Consider the following 18,062-nt stretch of genomic DNA (forward strand, 5'->3'; position numbering starts at 1 on the left):
GTCGGCTGCCTCCTGACATACCCGGCCGGCCGCCGGGGCAAGCGCGTCAGGCCGAGCAGCCGTCCAGGCCCTTGATCACGCCGTCGCGGTATGCGCCGATCCGGTCGAACGCGCTCGTCCCGGAGCTGTCCCCGGCACGGCCGAAGGCGAGCAGCGCCGCCACCGCCTCGTCGAGGTCACCCGGCGAGAGCGTGATGCCGTCGCGCGGCGAGCGGCCCAGCTGCGAGGACGTCCAGGAGCCGGCCAGGCAGTCGACGGTGAGCTGACCCGCGCGGTCCTGGGTCGAGGCGCCGCGCCGGGACTGCGCCGCCCGGGCGAACAGGTCGCCGAGCAGCATGCCGACCGCGTTGTCGCCGATGTTCTCGTACAGCGCCGGGGCCAGCCGGGCGTTGTCGAAGGCGGCGAAGTCACCGTCCTTGCAGTAGAAGGCCGCTCCCCCGGCCGAGGCGTCCGGGCGGTCGCAGGCCGGTGGCGACCCGGCTCTGAACGGCTCCACCCGCAGGGTCGACCACGGCTGTCCGGCCAGTTTCGGGTACGCCTTCGACCAGTAGTCCTGCGCGTCCTGACTCAGCGCGTTGATCGCCTGGGCGTACGGCAGGTCGCCACCGTTCGCGGCGTCCTCCCGCGTCTGGAACGGCACCTCGGTGACCGGCACGTTGTCCGCCCGGTACGTGGCGCACAGCTGCGCGCCCTTCTCGACGCCGTCCTGCAGCGCCCGGATCCGGTCGAACGCGTTGCCGTGCGCCTGCGGGTTCGCCGCGGAGGTGCCCGGCTGGTCGCGCAGCACCAGCAGGCCGGCGACCGTGTTGTCCAGCTGCTTCGGGGTGACGTCGCTGAACGCGGTGGACCGGCCCGCGAGCGCGTCGGCCAGCCAGGCGCCGGCGTAGCAGTCGGCCTGCTGCTCCAGCACGACCGTCGGCTGCTCGGTCTGGCCCAGCCGGGCCTGGATCGCGTGGCCGTACTCGTGCGCCATGACCACGCCCACGAGCAGGTCGCCGTACTGGGCCTGGAGCTGCGGGATGAGCGTCTGGGCGTCCCAGGCGATGAAGTCGCCGGACGGGCAGTAGAACGCGTTGGGCTGGTACTCGGGGCGTTCCGACCCGCACGGCGGCGGCAGCTTGCTCCGGGTGTACGGGTGATAGCCGCCCTTGACCGGCTTGAACGCCTTCCCGTCGGCCAGCTTCGGGTACGTCGCCGTCCAGAACCGCTCGACGTCACGCAGCGCGGGGGTCACCACGTCGCGTGCCGAGCCGCCGCCGCGGGCCGGTGCGGTGGAGTCGGAGTCGGGACTCCCCCACTGCACCGCGCACCCGGCGACGGCGAGCAGGACGGCGACGATCGCCCAGTGTTTCCGGTACGCGGACACGACGCGTTCTCCCTCTGACGGCACGGTCACCGCCGCAGGGGTACCCCGATCGACGCCGCGGTATGTCTGCGGCGCTACAGGCCGGCGTCCCCGGCGGCGCGAGCCTCCTGCACGGCCTCCGAGCGGCGCTCCCCGGCCCGCTGCTCACCGGCGGCTTCACGGTCGGCGGCCGGCGGCCGCTCAGCGAGCGCCCGCGCCCGGGTGGCGGCCGCCTGCTGGCCCACGACCCCGCCCCGTACGCGGTTGTTCGACGCGATCACCGCGGCCGGGGTGTTGCTGGAGGCGGTCAGCTGGCCGTCGATGATGTTGTCGTCGACCCGGACGCCGCCGGTGGTGTTCGTGATGCTCACGTCGCGCCCCCAGTAGCCGCCGGACGCGCAGCTGTCGAGGGTGCCGTTCGGGCCGAGCTGCACCCCGCCCAGGTTGCCGGCGAACGTGGCCCGGCCGCGGACCGCGCTGCCGCAGACCACGCTGCCCGTCGCACTGTTGAGCACCGACAGCGTGCCGTCCACGAACGAGTCGTGCACGTCGGTGTAGTACGAGCCGGTGCTGCTGACGTTCCCGGCGACCTCGGTGGTGCGGTCGAGGCGTACCTCGCCGGCGCTCGCGGTCACGTTGCCGTCGACCGAGGTGTGCTCCACGAACAGGAAGCTGTCGATCGTCGCGGAGCCCTTGGCGCGGACCGTGAGCGAGGCGGCCGAGGCGTCCTTGAGGAACGCGCCGTAGCCGCCGGAGGCCAGGTCGACCCCGCCGCCGATCTGCGTGTTCGTGGCGTCCAGGTAGCCGTCGGTGGCGACCTGGACGTCCCCGCTGAGGTGGCCGCCGGTGACCACCAGGTTGGCGCCGGCCGCGACGCTGACGTTGCCGGTGACCGTGGTGCCGGTCAGGGCGCAGGACTCGCCGGCGGGCACGTACAGGTCGTTGGGGACGGTCACCGCGCCGCCGGTGCCGACGCAGTGCGTCACCAGGTCGGCGCGCGCGCCGGGCGCGCCCGCGAAGGTCGAGACGGCGACGGCGGTGGACAGGACGGCCAGGTGGGCGACGGTACGTCTCATCGCGGTGCTCCTTGGTTGAAGGTTCCGACGTCCGAGCGGGCGGCGGCCCGGACGATGACCCCGCGCTGCCGGGCGGTCAGCGTGCCGGCGGCGACCAGCGGATCGGTGACCGTCTCGACGTGCCGGACGAAGCTGCCGTGGTCGGGGTAGGAGGCGTGCTCGGCGATCAGGTCGTTGATCGTGCAGCCGTTCCCGCTGTCGGCGTTCGGCACGCCGGTGTCCTCGGCGCCGATGATCACGGTGGCACGGGTGTCGGAGGCGGGGCAGGCGTCGGTGCCCGAGGTCACGACGGTGAAGGCGACCGGCTTCTCGGCCGAGGTGTTGCCCGCGGTGTCGGTGGCCCGGTACCGCAGGGTGTGTGCTCCGGCGGTCCGCACGACGACGGCCGCGGTGTACGGCGTCCAGGCGCCGCCGTCGAGCGCGTACTCGACGGATCGCACGCCCGACCCCGTGTCCGTGGCGGTGACGGTCACCGTGGCGCCGCCGACGTAGGCACCGCTCGCGTCGCGGTCGCCCGTCACCTGCGCCGAGGTCTCCGGCGCGGTGGTGTCCGGGGCGGGCGGCGCGACGACGGTGAACGACACCATCTGCTCGGCCGAGGTGTTGCCGGCGACGTCGGTGGCGCGGAAGTGCACCATGTGCGCGCCTTCATCGTCGATGACGACCGGATTCGTGTACGCGGTGAAGGCTCCGCCGTCCACGTTGTATTCGATCCGCGCGACCCCGGACCCTCCATCTGAGGCGTTGATCGTGACTGTGGCCGTACCTGTGTAGTTTCCGGCCGCGTCGCGGGAGCCGGACACCCGGGCCGAGACCGACGGCGGCGTGGTGTCGCCCTGCGGCGGCTCGACGACGCGGAACGTCACCGACCCGGTCTCCGAGACGTTGCCGGCCCTGTCCCGGGCGCGGAACTGCACCGAGTGGTCACCGGTCGCCGAGACCGTCACCGGCTGCGTGTACGGCTCGAACCCGGTGTCGTCGACCTGGTACTCGACCGTGTCGACGCCCGACCCGGCGTCCGTGGCGCTGACCGTCACGGTCGCCGCACCGACGTATGCGCCCTGGGCGTCGCGGGTACCGGACACCTGGCCGGACACGGTCGGTGCCGTGGTGTCGCCCCCGCCGCTGCCGGTCACGACCAGCTCCCCGACCATCTGGCTGTGCCCGGGGATCGAGCAGAAGAACCGGTAGCGGCCCGGCGTGAGGGTGACCGCCTGCTCGTGCCGGCCGTTGGTCGCGTCGAACGGGCTGGCCAGGATGTTGACGGTGACGTCGTGGTTGTAGCCGTCGGTGGTGGTGTCGAAGGTGAGCGTGTGCGGCATCCCGGTGGTGTTGCCGGTGGCCGCGCTGTTCTCGAAGACGATCGTCGTCGCCCCCGCCGCGGCCTGGCCCGGCGTGGACCTGTACCGGGTGATGTCGTCGTCCGTCGTCCAGGTGAGGACCTGGGCGGCCGCCGCCGGCGCCGGCACGGCGAGTGCCGAAGCCGCCACCAGCAGCAGACCGGCCAGGGCTCGTCGTAAGGACATGCTGCCTCCCACGGGTCAGAGCGTGCGCACCCGGATGTCGCGGAACTCCATGAGGTCGGTGTCGCTGTGGTTCTGCAGGCCGAGGAAGCCGGTGGCGAACTGCCGCTGGTCCGTCGGCGGGTCACCGTCGCGCGACGACTGCTTGCCGGGGGTGTTGTCGAACTCGTTGATCACCACGCCGTTGCGGACGATCGTGTAGTGCTGGCCGACGACCCGGATCTCGTAGTCGTTCCACACGTTCTTCGGCGTGGGCCGGGCGTCGGTCAGCGGTACGGGGTCGAAGTTGTAGATGGATCCGGTCTTCTGCGGCTCGCCCGTGTCACCGTCGTAGATCTGCACCTCGTGCCCGCAGTAGATCGCGACCCAGGCCTGTGAGGTGCGCGCCGACCCGACCGTGCCGCACGCCGGACGCTGCTCCACGGGCGTACGCGGGTCCGGGAAGCGGGTGAAGACGCCGCTGTTGGCGCGGGCGGTCCCCGGTGCGATGTCACGGAACTGCAGCTTGACCGAGAAGTCGCCGTACTGCTGCTTGGCGTACCAGAGCATGCCGAGCCCGCCGCCGGAGCGCAGCGAGCCGTCCGGCTGGATGGTGAACTGGCCCGACGGCGCCTGTTGCCAGTCCAGCAGGGACTCGGCGGTGCCGTCGAAGATCGGCTCGTAGCCCTTGTGCCCGGGCCGGCCCACGTCCGAGGCGGCCGCCGCGCGGGTCAGCGTGCCGGCCTCGCGACCGGTGATGACGCCGTCGCGCTGCAGGGTGTTCGCCACCGTGGTGACGTGCCGGACGAAGCTGTCGTGGTCGGGCCACGTGCTCTCGTCGTCGATCAGGTCGTTGATCGTGCAGCCGCCGCCGGCCGCCTTGTTCGGTACGCCGGTGTCGACGCCCTCGATCCACACGGTGGCGCGGTCGTCGGGCACCGCGCAGCCCACGGTGACGGTCGTCTGCGTCGTGGCCGTCTCGCCGTCGGCGTAGGTGACGGTCAGCTTCGCGGTGTACGTGCCGGTCCGGGCGTACACGTGCCGCGGATTCGCCTCGGTGGAGGTGCCGCCGTCGCCGAACTCCCACCGGTACGACACGCCGCCGGAGCGGGAGCCGGTGAACGCGATGGTCAGCGGCTTGTTCTGCACCGCCACGGACGACGCCGCCGGCGCGGGGGTCGCCGGACCGCCCTGGTACGTGATCCGGATGAGCTTCTGGTTGGGGTGCAGGCTGAAGAAGCCGCCGCCGTAGTCGAGCAGGTACAGGGCACCGTCCGGACCGAACTTCGCGTCCATCCAGCTCTGCAGCCGGGTGTCGCCGTTACCGCTCGGGATGATCGCCCGCAGCGACTCGCCGAACAGCGGCGGCGCCTGCCGCGGCACCCCGGCCGGGTCGACGGTGACGGCCACCCGGTTGGCGGCGTTCGACTCGTCGCCGATGAACCACTTGTCGTCCCAGTACGCCGGCCACGCCACGCCGCTCGCGGTGTTCACGAGCTCCCGGTGGTACGTCGGCCCGGACATGATCGCCTGGCCGCCGCCGCGCAGGTACGGCTGGGTGTAGACGGCGTCCGCGGCGTTGTACGTGGGCACCCCGCTGCCGTCCGCGCGGGCCGGGAACACCGGCCCGCCGCCGCCCGGCGAGTACCAGATCATGTTGTCGCGCGCGGGCGGGATGTCGGTCAGCCCGGTGTTGCGCGGCGAGGTGTTCTTCAGGTTGTCGCAGTCGTACCAGCCGGTGAGGACGGTCGCGTCGGTGTTGCTGCGGTCCCGGTAGGGCTGCCGGTTGCCCATGCAGTACGGCCACCCCTGGTTTCCGGCCGAGGTGATGATCGTGGCGGTCTCGTACTTGGCCGGGCCCAGCTCCGGGCTCGGCGCCGAGGCGTCCGGGCCGACCCAGCCGGCCGTCAGCCACTTGTGCACGGGGTCGATCTGGAGCCGGGCGATGTTCCGCACGCCCATCACGTAGATCTCGGGACGCGCCTTCTCGGTGCCCGGCGGGAACAGGTTGCCCGCCGGGATCGTGTACGTGCCGTCGGCCTCCGGGTGGATCCGGATGATCTTGCCGGCGAGGTCGTTGGTGTTGCCCGACGTGCGGCGCGCGTCCTGGAACGAGACGCCCTTGTACTCGGCCGTCCAGTTGTTGCCCGAGTAGCCGCTCGAGCCCTCGGAGGAGTTGTTGTCGCCCGAGCCGACGTACAGGTTGCCCTTGTCGTCGAAGGCCATGCCACCGCCGGCGTGGCAGCAGCTGTGGATCTGCACCGGGAAGGACATCAGGTCCTTGCGGCTGGCCGGGTCGATCGTGCCGGTCGCGCGGTCGTACGTCAGCCGCGAGATCGTGCGCCGGCCGATGCGGTTCTCCCGGTCGATCGACTCGTGCGGCATCCAGTAGACGTAGAGCCAGCCGTTCTGCGCGAACGCCGGGTCGGGCACGATGCCGAGCAGGCCCTCCTCGTTCTTCACCAGCTCGGAGCCGCTGCCACGGTTGCCCATCACCGGCAGCGTGATCAGCAGCTTCGGCTTCTTCGTGGCCGGGTCGTACGAGTGGATCGTGCCGCAGCCCAGCCCCACCTTCGGGTCGGCCCAGTCGACGATCGGCCCGCTCGGACAGGCCGCCTTGCCGACGTAGAAGACCGTGCCGTCACCGGCGATCGTGAGGCCGTGCGGCTCGCCGATCTGGTCCAGCTCACCGGTCTTGTTGGCCCCGGTCAGCCGCTCGACCTTGTAGTTGGCGGCGATCGTGGCCTGGCAGTCGCCCCGCTGGATGCCCGTGGTCCAGCGCAGCGCGCCGGTCAGGTGGCTGCGGAACGCGGTCTCGGCGTAGCTGCCCTCGGTGTGACCCATGCCGGTGTAGAAGGAGCGGCCGCCGTCATAGTCGCGGCACCAGGAAACCGGGTGGAACGGGCCGTTGCCGCCCGGGCCCGGGTCGTAGAAGCGCTCCTCGACCTGGGCGAGCGTGTGCACCGTGCCGACCGGGTTCGGGTCCCAGTTGGTCCAGCGGTCGGCCCGCTTGACCGTCATGGGCAGCGACTTCGTGGCCGGGTGCTGCCGGTCGAGCACGTCGACGACGGCCTCGTCGACCGCGGGCGGCTGGGGCGCGGTGGTGGCGCCGGTGAACAGCCGCAGGTCGGCGAGCTGGGTGAGCGGCTCACCGGAGTTCGCGGTGACGGTCAGCCGGTAGAGGGCGAACGCGGCCGGCGTGGCCACGTCGAAGCGCCGGGTCTGGTAACGGTCGGTGAACGTCTGGCCGGTGCGCCGGTCCAGGTCCGTCCACGTCGTACCGTCGGCGGAGCCCTGCAGCGTCCAGTCCTTCGGATCGCGGCCGGACGAGTCGTTGGCCGAGGTGAGCGCGTACGCCGTGACGGTGGTGGGCTTGCTCAGCTCGTACGTGACCCAGCCGGTGGGCGTACGCGTGAGCCACTTGGTGTTCGCGTCGCCGTCGGTGAGCTTCTCCTTGGTCTCGTTCGGCGGGTTCTCGCCGCTGGCGGTCACCTTGGCGACGGGCTCGGCGACCGGGATGGCGCCGGCGGGCCGGGTGCCGATCAGCCCGGTGAACCACGTGGAGTCGAGCTGGGCGCGGGCGGCGTCGGCGACCGCGAGGAAACCGCCGCCGGCGCGGACGTACGCCTGCAGCGCACCCTCCTGCCCGCGGTTGAGCGTGATGCCGTCGGCGGACAGGAAGACCACCGCGCGGTACGGGGCCAGCCCGGCCGGCGTGAACACGGCCGGGTCGGTGGACTCGGTGACCGCGATGCCGTCGGCCGCGCCGAGGTCCTTGACGGTCTGGACGGCCCGGGCGACCGGGTCCTGCTGCTGGGCCGCCGGCCCGTGGAACACCAGCACCGGCAGTGCGGGCGCGGGTGCGGCCACGGCGGCCGGGGCGGCGGACGCCACCACGGTGGGTGTGCTCACGAGCAGGGCCGTCACCGCCGTGACGGCGAGACCGATTCGGTGTCTCATCCCATGTCCCCCTTGTGCACGTGGCCCTGGAAACGGTGGATGGCCTCCTCGGCGCCGGGCGGCATGCTGCCGTCGGCGTTGCGGACGAGGAAGATGCCGGCCATTCCGCCGTCGGAATGGAATTGCACGTGGCAGTGGTACATCCAGGCGCCGGGTCCGACGCCCTCCCCGGCGAGCACCTGGAAACCGAAGGAACTGCCCGGGTTCAGGTCCTTGTTGTCGATGACCAGGCTCGGGTCGGCCGGCCCCTCGAGCATTCCGGTGCGGTTGTCGGCCCATCGGTGCGCGTGCAGATGGAACGTGTGGAAGGTGCCGCCGTGGCCGATAGCGATCCATTCCACGCGCTGGCCGAGATTCGCCTCGAACATCGGGGTGTCCGGCGCCATCCGATTGTTGATCATCATGTCGTTGAACACGACGACGAACTGTTTCTCCGGCAGCAGGTCACCGCGGCGGCGCACGATCAGCGCGCCGTACAGCCCCTTGGCGACGCCGCCGGTGCCGTGGTCGGTGCCCATGGCGTGGTCGTGGTAGTGCCAGTAACCCGCGCTGCCCGGCAGGAAGCGCCGGCCCTCGGTGGCCACCATCTCCCGCGAGCGCCACACGTACGTACGGGTCTCACCGGGGTTGTTGAAGGACGCGTTGAGCGGGCTGCCGTCGGAGTCGACGCTGTAGTCGACGCCGTGCGGATGGATCGACAGCCGCTGGTCCGTACGGTTGACCAGGGTGACCTCGAGGGTGTCCCCCTCCCACATCTCCAGGATCGGCCCCGGGACGCTCGCCTGCCCGGGTGCCGGCCCGTAGCCGAAGAGCCCGCCCGGCAGTGCCTCCGCGTAGATGGTCACCTTCCGCGTGACCCCCGAGGCAGCGTTCGCGGGGCGGTCCGTCAGCGACGCGCCCGCGACGACGGCCGGGACCGCGACCCCCAGGGCGCCGGCGGCCATCAGGGAACGCCGCGACAGCGCCCTCCGGGCAGCACCGACAACGTTGTCGTCCATGCGATCTCCATCCCGATCGGCACAGAAAAAGGAGGAGCAGCCGCGCCCAGCGCAGGACCGCGGCGGCGCAATCCGCCACATCGTTCGGTCGACGGATACCGCGACTTTCGTCGGATGAGAGCAACCTATGCAGTCCATCGACAGAAGTAAAGGTATCGATGTCTAAAGTGATCACCCGGGACAAGGCGCACTGACCGTGTTACGTGGACATTTCGCAGCTCACCGCGCCGCCGCGGGGGCCGGCCACCCGTTAAAGGTCTGATGCTTGGAGAAGCCGGGCGCGGACCTGATCCAGCAGGGCCTGCCGGGTGAAGGGCTTCTCGATGATGACGACGCCCTCGGGCAGCGTCCCGTTCTCGGTGAGCACCGGCTGGGCGTAGCCCGACATGTAGAGCACGGCGAGGTCCGGGCGGATCCGCTGCACCCGGGCGGCCACCTCGTTGCCCATCATCACCGGCATCATGACGTCGGTCAGCAGCAGGTGGATCGGCCCCTGGTGGTCCTCGGCGAGGCGCAGCGCCGCGGCGCCCCCGGAGGCGGCCAGCACCCGGTATCCGGCCCGGCTCAGTGCGCGGCCGGTCGCCTCCCGCAGCGCGTCCTCGTCCTCGACCAGCAGGATGGTCTCCTGGGGCGTCCCCGGGCTCGGGGCGGCCTCGCTCGCCTCGGCCTCCTCGGGCACCGGTACGGCGGCATCCGTGGCCGGCAGCACGAGCGTGACCGTGGTGCCGATGCCCGGCTCCGAGTGCAGGCGGACGTGCCCGCCCGCCGACGCCGCGATGCCGTACACGGTGGCCAGGCCGAGCCCCGTCCCCGCGCCCTGGGGCTTGGTCGTGAAGAACGGCTCGAAGGCGCGCTCGGTGACCTCCGGCGGCATGCCCACGCCGGTGTCGCTGACCCGGACGCGCACGTACCGGCCGGCGGGGACGTCCGGGCACTCGGCGACGTCGTCCTCGTCGAGATGGGTGTTGCCGGTGTCGATCGACAGCGTGCCGCCCGCGGGCATCGCGTCGCGGGCGTTCACGGCGAGGTTGACCAGCACCTGCTCGATCTGGCCCGGGTCCGCGCACACCGGCCACAGGTCGCGGTCGAGGTGGGTGATGAGGTGGATGTGCTCGCCGAGGGTACGGCGCAGCAGCTGGTCCACGTCGCCGACGACGTGGTTCACGCTGAGCACCTGCGCCTGGGTGATCTCCCGGCGGCCGAAGGCGAGCAGCTGCTTGGTCAGCCGGGTGGCGCGCTCGGTGGCCCGGCCGATCTGCGTCAGGTCCTTGCGTGCGGCGGCCAGGTCCGCGGGATCGGGCTGCGCCTCCGCCAGCGTCTCGGTGAGCAGCTCGGTGTAGCTCGCGATGACGGCCAGGATGTTGTTGAAGTCGTGCGCCACGCCGCCGGCCAGCTGCCCGAGGCTCTCCAGCCGGCGGGTGTGCTGCAGCCGGCGGTCCACGGCGTCGCGCTCCGTCTGGGCGGCGAGCCGCTCCCGCTCGGCCTGCTCCTGGACCCGCACGGTGACGTCCCGTACCGATGCCGAGACGATCAAACCTTGATCGGTGCGCAGCGCGGACAGGCTGATCTCGACGGGGAATTCATCGCCGTCCTTGCGCACGGCCTTCAGGGCCATACCGGCGGCCATGGGGCGCCGCTGCGGGTCGGCGAAGTAGTCGTCACGCAGGTGCGAGTGCCTCGGCCGGACGCCGGCCGGCACCAGCACCTCGATCGACTGCCCGAGCAGCTCCTCGCGCCGGTACCCGAACATCCGCTCCGCCTCGGCGTTGAGCAGCACGATGCGGCCGTCCTCGCCCACGCCGAGGATCGCATCCGGGGCGCCCTCGAGCAGTTCGCGGAACATGGCCTCGGCACGCTGCCGTTGTCCGATGTCCCGGGCCACGCACGCGATCCCGACGGGCCGCCCGGCGGCGTCGGTGATCGGCGACGAGGTGAACGAGACCGGGACCGTACTGCCGTCCTTGCGGCGGCCCTGCACCTCGAGCTGGTCCACCCGCTCGCCGCGGGTCACCCGGGCCAGCACGTCGGCCGCCACGCCCTCCTCGCCGGGAGCGAACAGCAGGGCGCTGGGCCGGCCGAGCACCTCCGCGGTCTCGTACCCGAACACCCGGCGTGCCCCGGTGTTCCAGCTGGCGATGGTGCCGTCCATGGCCTTGCTGATGATCGCGTCGTCGGACGCCTCGACGATCACCGCCAGCCGCTCGCGCTCGGCCAGCACGTCCGCCCGGTCAGCGAGCGCCGCCGCCTGACCGGCCAGCTTCGAGACGAGCGCCATGTCGTCGTCGGTGAACAGCGTGCGGTGCCGATGGAGCAACAGCAACGCCCCGCCCGGGCCCGCGAGCGCGGTGGCGCAGACGTAGCGGGTACGGGTCACCCGAGCCATGTCGACGGCGATCCGCGGCGGATCGCTCCAGCCCGCGAGCGCGTCGACCATGCCGGTCCGTGCCAGCAGCAGCCGCAGGTCCTCCTCGCCGTAGGGCTCCCCGGCCGGCGCGGCGGCGGGGTCACAGACCGGTTTCACCGTGCCGTCCGGCTCGCGGACCAGCACCATGACCCCGTCGAGGCCGAGCGACTCCCGGGCGGCACGGCAGTACTCGCGCCAGATCCACTCGGCGGTCCCGCCGGCCGGGGCGGCGAGCATCCGCCGGATCAGGGCGTACGCGGCCCCCCAGGACCACACGCGGCGCAGGTAGCGGGGCGGCAGGAACGCCAGGAAGTACATCATCGCGGAGATGACGGCGACCACCAGCGCCACCTGGAACACGGCCTGGCCCTCGCGGGCGGTCATGATCACCACACCGAACAGGCCCGTGCCGATCGCGGCGCACGCGAGCCGCATCCGGGCCGCGCCCCCGCGGCGACGCGCCTCGGCGGCGAGCAGCACGGCCGCGGCCGCCTCCACCACGAAGGCCGCCGCGGCGATCGACAGGCCGAAGCGGCTGGGCAGCGGCACCTTCAGCGTCACCAGGAGCACCGCGCTCGCCGCCCAGGCCGCGGCTGCGCCGTACAGGCTCCAGCGCGGGACCACGCGTACGCGGCTCACGAGGCGCAACGACAGGAACGGCTGAGCCAGCACCACCGCGGCGACCAGGCCGCGCACCACGTCCGGCGGCTCGGCGACAAGGCGGATCGCGCTGAGGGCGAAGTAACTCGCGACCGAGGCGAAGATCAGCATGACGTCACGCAGCAGGGGATCCGGCCGGCGCAGGTAGGTGCCGGACACCCAGAAGAAGATCATCGCGTACAGCGCGGTGACCGCCAGTGTCGCCATCCGCCCCCCATATGCCAGATTCAAGCTGATTATTGTCCTTTTGTTCCCCCCGGATCGGCCGACTACACGGATGCATCGTGGACGGGCGAGAATGGCACCCGGTGCCCGGGTTTGCGGGCCGGTGCGGCTCGGGTACCACAGGCACCGCACTACCGGCGGCGGGGAGAAAGACCGACGGATCATGAGCGCTTTGACGGCCCGTTTCGACGTGCCCCTGGGCAGGAACGCGCCCCGGGCCGCACGCCACGCGGCGACCGCGGTCCTGGCGGGCTGGGGTTACCGGGACGACCTCTGGCTGGACACGGCGGCCGTGGTGATCAGCGAGCTGGTCACCAACGCCGTCAACCACGGCGGCGGCTGCGTGGAGGTACGCATCGAGTCGCACGACGAACGCGTCACCGTGCTCGTCGCCGACGGCTCGTCGGTGGTCCCGCGCCGGCGCGAGCCCGACGAGCGCGGCGGGCGCGGGATCGCCCTGATCGAGGCCATGGCCGTGTGCTGGGGCGTCCGCGACCACCAGGGCGGCAAGCAGGTCTGGGCCGACCTCGCCCCGTGCCCCGTGCACGAGCAGCCGACGGGATCGCAGCGATGAGCGCCGTCCAGGTCGAGGTGACCGGCGAGCTCGACCTCGCCACCGCGCCCGCCCTGCTCGAGCAGGTCCGCACGACGCTCGCCGGGCGGCCCGACGCGATCGTGCTGGACCTGACCGGCGTGACGTTCTGCGACTCCTCCGGGATCAACGCGCTGGTGGACGCCCACACCCTCGCGGGCGCCGGCGGGACGACGCTGCGGGTCACCAACCCGCAACGGATCACCCGGCGCGCCCTGGAGATCACCGGCGTCCTGCCGCTGCTCACCGGCGCGTGACCGGTCGCCCCTGCCCGCGCCGCCGCCGGGCAGTCTCACCGCTCGGCCGGGCCCGTCCCGCGCGTGACGGTCAGCCCTTCACCGCGCCCGCGGACAGTCCGGCCACATAGAAACGCTGCAGCGCGACGAAGAGCAGCACGCACGGGATCATCGCCAGGACCGCGCCCGCCGACAGGAAGCCGTAGTTGATCTGGCCGTACGCGCCCTGCTGCAGGTTCACCAGTGACACCGGCAGCGTGTAGAGGTCCTGCCGGGTGAGGAAGGTCAGCGCGCCCAGGAACTCCGTCCACGCCGCGAGGAAGGCGTACAGCGCGGTGGTGGCCATGCCGGGCACGATCAGCGGGCGCAGCACGTGGGTCAGCGTGCGGCCCGGGCCCGCCCCGTCGATGCGCGCGGCGTCCTCCAGCGCGGCCGGTACGGCGGCGAACGCGGTCCGCATGACGAACACCCCGAACGGCAGGTTGACCGTCGAGTAGAACAGCACGAGCCCGAGCCGGCTGTCGGTCAGCCGCATCGCGTTGAGCTGCAGGAACAGCGGCGTCAGGATCGCCTGGAACGGCACCATGAGGGTGAGGATGATCAGGGCGAACGCCACGCCCGAGCCGCGGAAGGAGAACCGGCCGAAGCCGTACCCCGCGGCGGTCGCCAGCACGGTTGTCAGCAGCGCGGTGCCCAGCGAGACGACCAGGCTGTTGCCGACGGCGCGGGGGATGTGCCCGTCCGCGGCGATGCCGCGGAAGTTGTCCCAGGTGAGCCGGAAGAACGTCGAGGCCTGCGGTGCGGCGGTGATGGTGTCGTTCGGCTGCAACGAGCGCATGAGCGCCCAGAGCAGCGGCACGACGAACACGACGAGGGACAGCGCCGCCGCCACGACGTACAGAATGATCTTGATGTGCCCGTGCTCCCCCGGGCCGTGCACCGCCGCCCGCACGCCCCGCACGGCCGTGGGTCGCGCCTGCCGGATGGTGACCATGCCGCTCCCCTCTCAGTCGCGCTCGCGCAGCAGCCAGAACTGCGCGGCGCTGATCACGCCGACCACGAGGATCAGCACGACGGACAGGGCGGTCGCCGAGCCGACCTGCAGCTGGACGAAGGCCCGCTGGTAGATCGCGAGCACGATCGGCGTGGTGGCGCTGCCGGGCCCGCCCTGGGTGAGGATGAAGAACTGGGTGAACGCCAGGAACGACCCGATCACCGACAGGATCAGGCTCATCGCGATCGTGCGGCGCAGCATCGGGATGGTGATCCGGCGTTCCCGGTCCCACCACGACGCGCCGTCGAGCTCGGACGACTCGTAGAGCTCCACCGGTATCTGCTGCATGCCGGCGAGCACCAGCACCATCGTCAGACCGGAGACGCCCCAGATCACCAGCACCACGATCAGGCCGGTGGCCAGTGGACCGTCGGCCAGCCAGGCGGTGCTGCCGTCGGCGATGCCGAGCCGCCGTAGCAGCACGTTGATGCCGCCGCTGTCCGGCTGCGCCTCCAGCACGGTGAGGAAGCTCAGCGTGCTCAACCCGATCACGTACGGCAGGAAGAACACCGTCCGCAGCAGCGTGGAACCGGGGCGGCCGGCCCGTACGAGCACCGCCATCAGGTAGCCCACCACGAGGATCGGCAGCGTCACGAGCGCCGTGTAGAGCAGCGTGTAGAGCACCGACCGCCAGAACGCCGTGTCGCCGGTGATCGCCGCGTAGTTGTCGAGCCCGATGAACCGGTAGTCGCCGATCAGCGGCCAGTTCGTCAGCGAGATGTAGACCGCGAAGACCAGCGGCGCCAACACGAACACGGCGACGAACAGCAGGGCCGGCGTGACCAGCGCGACGCCCGTACGCGAGGGATGGGTCAGCGATCCGTTCCTCATAGCTGCGCCTGCCGCAGGATCCGGTCGAAGCCGCGCTGGCCCTCCGCCAGCGCGCCCTCGAGGTCGCCGTCGAAGACCGCACGGCGGAACATGCCGATGAACGGGCTGTCCGCCTGGTTGAAGAGCAGGTTGTACGCGAGCGTCACCGGGGCGTACCCGCGCTCGAGATGGTCCAGCGGCGCGGTGGCCAGCGGGTACTTCCTGCGGAAGGCGGGCGTCGCCGCGTCGGAGCGGACCGGCGTGTAGCCGCCGTCCGGCAGGATCTGCTGCTGCGGCACGTCGAGGGCGAACTTCGCGAACTCCCAGGCGCCCGAGGCGTTCCTGGCGCCACGCGGGATGCACAGGTTGTCGCCGCCGTCGAAGAACGCCGTACCGCCGTCCGGGCCGCACAGCAGCGCCACCCCCGTACGCGCCCGGGACCGCTCGTCGGCGGAGAGCACGACCGCCGAGTAGTTCGACGGGATGAAGCCGACCTGACCGGCGCGGAAGTCGGCGCCCCAGGCGGTGCCCGTGTCGGCGAACGCGTTGCGGCTCATCAGGTCCTCCTCCCAGAGGGACCGGTAGAACTCGAGCGTGCGGCGCAGCGCCGCGTTGCCCGCGATGCCGCCGCGCTGGCTGCCGACCGTGCCGGTGATCTGGTCCGCGCCGGTGGCCCAGACGTGCGGCTGCACCACGAACCCGAGGATGCCCGCGGAGTTGCCGGCGATGGACCAGCCGTACACGTCGCCGCCCAGCGCGCGGACCCGGCGGGCGGCCTCCAGCAGGCCGTCCAGGCTCGTCACCGCCGACGCCGGGTCGACGCCCGCGCGGCGCAGCAGGTCGGTGTTGAACCAGAGCACCGAGTTGTCCGCGAGGTACGGCATTCCGTACCGGCGGCCGCCGCGCGTGGCGAGGTTCAGGTGGCCGGGGCTGAGCGCGTCACGGTACGGCAGCGCCGCCACGAGCGGGGTGAGGTCGGTGAACGCGTCGCGGTAGATGAACAGCATCGAGTTGATGTCGTCGACGTCGACCAGGTCCGGCACCCGGCGCCCGCGGATCGCGGTGGCGAGCTTGGTGACGTACTGCGCGTCGGGCACCGGGGTCAGGTCGATGCGCAGCCGGTTCTGTGCCCTGTGGAAACGGTCCACGACCACCTGCACGCCCGCGACGGTGGCCGCGCGGCACCACATGGCCACCGTGCCGGAGGTGTTCTCCCCGAACCCGGCCCGGGTGACGTCGGGCTCGTCCAGGATGCCGCCGTCGCACGCCCCCAGCGCGGCGGCCGCTCCGGCGAGCGCGGGGATCCGCAGCAGATCGCGGCGCCGGAGGGCCATCTCACCGTCTCCCGTCCGGCAGCCACACCCGCATGGGGCCTGTGCCGCGGTTCGCCCACGCGAAGTACGGCACCGCCTCGACCTCCGCGCGCTCCCCGGACCACGCCGGCCGGTCCGCGGCGTACGGCCACGGCCGCTCCCGGTGCTCGCCGATCCGGGCGGTGAGGCCGATGACGGTCACGCCGCCCAGCAGCTCGGGCCGGAACTCGGCGCTGGCGACGGCCTCGAAGGTGAGGTCGTCGGCGGACGGGTGCTCGACGGCGTACACCAGCGGGCCGCGTTCCAGGGCGACGCAGCCGCGCACGGCGTCCACGCGCTCGTCGGCCGTCGTGACCCGGACGGTCATCGGCAGCCGCAGCTCCACCACGTCCCCGGCTTGCCAGGTGCGGCGCACGTGCGCGTACCCGCCGGGCTCGGCGTCGTCACCCTGCAGCACCGCCCCCCGCGCCCACGGCGGTACGCGCATCGACAGGGTCCACTCCCGCTGCGGTGACTCCAGCACGCGGACGCGGATCAGGCCGTCCCACGGATACCCGGTCTCCACGGCCAGGCGCACGCCGTCGGCCTCGATCGTGCTGGGGGCGTACATCTGGATCTGGATGCCGTCCGCGTCGGTCGTGGCGAGGTACGCGCCCAGGCTCGCGACGGTGCGCATCACGTTGGGCGGGCAGCAGGCGCAGTTGAACCAGCCGCGGCGCCCGTGCGCGGGGCTGCGGTTCTCGTCGGAGTGGGCGCCGGCGCGCAGCTGCAACGGGTTGACGTAGAAGTACTCGGTGCCCGTCAGCGACACCCCGGCGAGGAACCCGTTGAGCAGCATCCGCTCGGCGGCGTCGGCGTACGCGGCGTCGCCCGTGGCCAGCAGCATCCGCCACGCCCACTGGATGCCACCCACCGCCGCGCAGGTCTCCGCGTACGCGCGGTCCGGCGGCAGCTCGTACGGGTCCCCGAACGACTCGCCCTCCCACCGCGACCCGAGCCCGCCGGTGAGGTACGTCTTCGTGGCGAGCATGTGCGCGAACTGCCGGCGCAGCGCCTGGAGCAAAGCGTCGTCGCCGGTCTCCAGGGCGACGTCGGCGGCCCCGGCGGTCAGGTAGACGGCCCGGACCGCGTGCCCCTCGACGGTCCGCTGGTCCCGGACCGGTACGCGGTCGCTGAAGTACGTCGGCTCGTGGCCGTGCTTCTCGATCAGCCCGTGCCCGCGCGCCTGCACGAACCAGCGGGCCAGCTCGAGGTAGCCGGCGCGGCCGGTCTCGCGGTACAGCTCGACGAGGCCCATCTCGACCACCGGGTGGCCGTCGACGTCCTCCGTACGGCCCGGCCCGAACGTCGCGACGAGGTGGTCGGCGAACCGGACCGCCACCTCCAGCAGGGCCTTGTCGCCGGTGGCCCGCGACTGGGCGACGGCCGCCTGCATGAGGTGCCCGGCGCAGTAGTGCTCGTGGCTCCAGGGCAGGTCGCGGTAGCGCTCGCGGACCATCGAGTTGAGGTAGCCGTCGGCGCGCTGGGCGGCGGCGACCACGGCGGTGACGGCGCGCTGCGCCTCGAGCAGGGCCGGCCGGGGCGCGCGGGCGTACTCCCAGGCCGCCGCCTCCAGCCACTTGTAGACGTCGGAGTCCATGAACACCGGGCCGCGCAGCTCACCGGCGGCTTCCCCGGCGGCGATCCGCAGGTTGTCCAGGTTGCCGGCGGCCCGCAGCCGCTCGTGCCCGGACGGGACCGCGGCCTCGCCGTTGACCCGCTGCCGCTCGGCGAGCAGGCCGCCGTCGAGGCGGGCGGTGGTGACCGGCCGCAGCCGGCAGGAGGCGTCGGGGGTGGGAACGAGCGGACCGGTCACGAGGACCTCCCGAGGAAACTCGGAAATCGCTT

12 protein-coding genes are annotated in these 18,062 nt (G+C 72.3%); 2 read left to right on the forward strand and 10 right to left on the reverse strand.

Going from position 1 to position 18,062, the window contains the following annotated elements; genetic code table 11:
- Window positions 1-46: 46 nt before the first annotated feature.
- From COUCH_RS28685 to COUCH_RS28710, 6 genes are all read right to left on the reverse strand, one after another.
- Window positions 47-1,366 carry a neutral zinc metallopeptidase gene (locus COUCH_RS28685; protein ID WP_249608335.1) on the reverse strand — a complete coding sequence of 440 codons (1,320 nt, stop codon included), beginning with the start codon at window positions 1,364-1,366 and terminating at the stop codon, window positions 47-49.
- A gap of 74 nt (window positions 1,367-1,440) precedes the next feature.
- Window positions 1,441-2,421 carry a hypothetical protein gene (locus COUCH_RS28690; RefSeq protein ID WP_249608336.1) on the reverse strand — a complete coding sequence of 327 codons (981 nt, stop codon included), beginning with the start codon at window positions 2,419-2,421 and terminating at the stop codon, window positions 1,441-1,443.
- A complete protein-coding gene (locus COUCH_RS28695) occupies window positions 2,418-3,947 on the reverse strand; it encodes a cupredoxin domain-containing protein (RefSeq protein WP_249608337.1) in 1,530 nt (509 codons plus the stop codon). Before COUCH_RS28695 ends, COUCH_RS28690 begins: the two co-directional genes overlap by 4 nt.
- Before the next feature lie 15 nt (window positions 3,948-3,962).
- Window positions 3,963-7,883, reverse strand: coding sequence for a ThuA domain-containing protein (locus COUCH_RS28700; RefSeq protein ID WP_249608338.1), 3,921 nt, complete (start codon window positions 7,881-7,883; stop codon window positions 3,963-3,965).
- Entirely contained in the window at window positions 7,880-8,881 is a 1,002-nt protein-coding gene (locus COUCH_RS28705; RefSeq protein WP_249608339.1) for a multicopper oxidase domain-containing protein, read from the reverse strand. The genes COUCH_RS28700 and COUCH_RS28705 overlap by 4 nt, the downstream gene beginning before the upstream one ends.
- A 250-nt stretch (window positions 8,882-9,131) precedes the next feature.
- Window positions 9,132-12,152: a hybrid sensor histidine kinase/response regulator gene (locus COUCH_RS28710; protein ID WP_249608340.1), complete on the reverse strand. Its 3,021-nt coding sequence runs from the start codon at window positions 12,150-12,152 to the stop codon at window positions 9,132-9,134.
- 181 nt (window positions 12,153-12,333) lie between these two features.
- On the opposite strand from COUCH_RS28710, the gene COUCH_RS28715 reads away from it, so the two are divergent.
- Both COUCH_RS28715 and COUCH_RS28720 read left to right on the forward strand, forming a co-directional pair.
- Window positions 12,334-12,744: an ATP-binding protein gene (locus COUCH_RS28715; RefSeq protein ID WP_249608341.1), complete on the forward strand. Its 411-nt coding sequence runs from the start codon at window positions 12,334-12,336 to the stop codon at window positions 12,742-12,744.
- Window positions 12,741-13,019, forward strand: a complete 279-nt coding sequence (locus COUCH_RS28720; RefSeq protein ID WP_249608342.1) for an STAS domain-containing protein — start codon at window positions 12,741-12,743, stop codon at window positions 13,017-13,019. Before COUCH_RS28715 ends, COUCH_RS28720 begins: the two co-directional genes overlap by 4 nt.
- A gap of 70 nt (window positions 13,020-13,089) precedes the next feature.
- Here COUCH_RS28720 and COUCH_RS28725 read toward each other — a convergent pair whose 3' ends face one another.
- From COUCH_RS28725 to COUCH_RS28740, 4 genes are read right to left on the reverse strand one after another with little or no spacing between them, the layout of a single operon-like run.
- On the reverse strand, window positions 13,090-13,992 hold the full coding sequence (locus COUCH_RS28725; RefSeq protein ID WP_249608343.1) for a carbohydrate ABC transporter permease: 903 nt from the start codon (window positions 13,990-13,992) through the stop codon (window positions 13,090-13,092).
- Window positions 13,993-14,004: 12 nt separating this feature from the next.
- Entirely contained in the window at window positions 14,005-14,883 is an 879-nt protein-coding gene (locus COUCH_RS28730) for a carbohydrate ABC transporter permease (protein ID WP_249608344.1), read from the reverse strand.
- Complete coding sequence (locus COUCH_RS28735; RefSeq protein WP_249608345.1) at window positions 14,880-16,196, reverse strand: ABC transporter substrate-binding protein; 1,317 nt, start codon at window positions 16,194-16,196, stop codon at window positions 14,880-14,882. The genes COUCH_RS28730 and COUCH_RS28735 overlap by 4 nt, the downstream gene beginning before the upstream one ends.
- A 1-nt stretch (window position 16,197) precedes the next feature.
- Window positions 16,198-18,030 (reverse strand): glycoside hydrolase family 127 protein, encoded by a 1,833-nt coding sequence (locus COUCH_RS28740; protein ID WP_249608346.1) that lies wholly within the window; start codon window positions 18,028-18,030, stop codon window positions 16,198-16,200.
- Window positions 18,031-18,062 lie beyond the last annotated feature (32 nt).

The organism is Couchioplanes caeruleus (assembly GCF_023499255.1).
Classification (GTDB): Bacteria; Actinomycetota; Actinomycetes; order Mycobacteriales; family Micromonosporaceae; genus Actinoplanes; species Actinoplanes caeruleus_A.

Excerpts from the sequence above, each read along its gene's own strand:
- COUCH_RS28710 (WP_249608340.1), bottom strand. The coding sequence starts at position 12,152 with ATGGCGACACTGGCGGTCACCGCGCTGTACGCGATGATCTTCTTCTGG.
- COUCH_RS28730 (WP_249608344.1), bottom strand. The coding sequence starts at position 14,883 with ATGAGGAACGGATCGCTGACCCATCCCTCGCGTACGGGCGTCGCGCTG.
- COUCH_RS28690 (WP_249608336.1), bottom strand. The coding sequence starts at position 2,421 with ATGAGACGTACCGTCGCCCACCTGGCCGTCCTGTCCACCGCCGTCGCC.
- COUCH_RS28705 (WP_249608339.1), bottom strand. The coding sequence starts at position 8,881 with ATGGACGACAACGTTGTCGGTGCTGCCCGGAGGGCGCTGTCGCGGCGT.
- COUCH_RS28700 (WP_249608338.1), bottom strand. The coding sequence starts at position 7,883 with ATGAGACACCGAATCGGTCTCGCCGTCACGGCGGTGACGGCCCTGCTC.
- COUCH_RS28715 (WP_249608341.1), top strand. The coding sequence starts at position 12,334 with ATGAGCGCTTTGACGGCCCGTTTCGACGTGCCCCTGGGCAGGAACGCG.
- COUCH_RS28695 (WP_249608337.1), bottom strand. The coding sequence starts at position 3,947 with ATGTCCTTACGACGAGCCCTGGCCGGTCTGCTGCTGGTGGCGGCTTCG.
- COUCH_RS28735 (WP_249608345.1), bottom strand. The coding sequence starts at position 16,196 with ATGGCCCTCCGGCGCCGCGATCTGCTGCGGATCCCCGCGCTCGCCGGA.
- COUCH_RS28720 (WP_249608342.1), top strand. The coding sequence starts at position 12,741 with ATGAGCGCCGTCCAGGTCGAGGTGACCGGCGAGCTCGACCTCGCCACC.
- COUCH_RS28725 (WP_249608343.1), bottom strand. The coding sequence starts at position 13,992 with ATGGTCACCATCCGGCAGGCGCGACCCACGGCCGTGCGGGGCGTGCGG.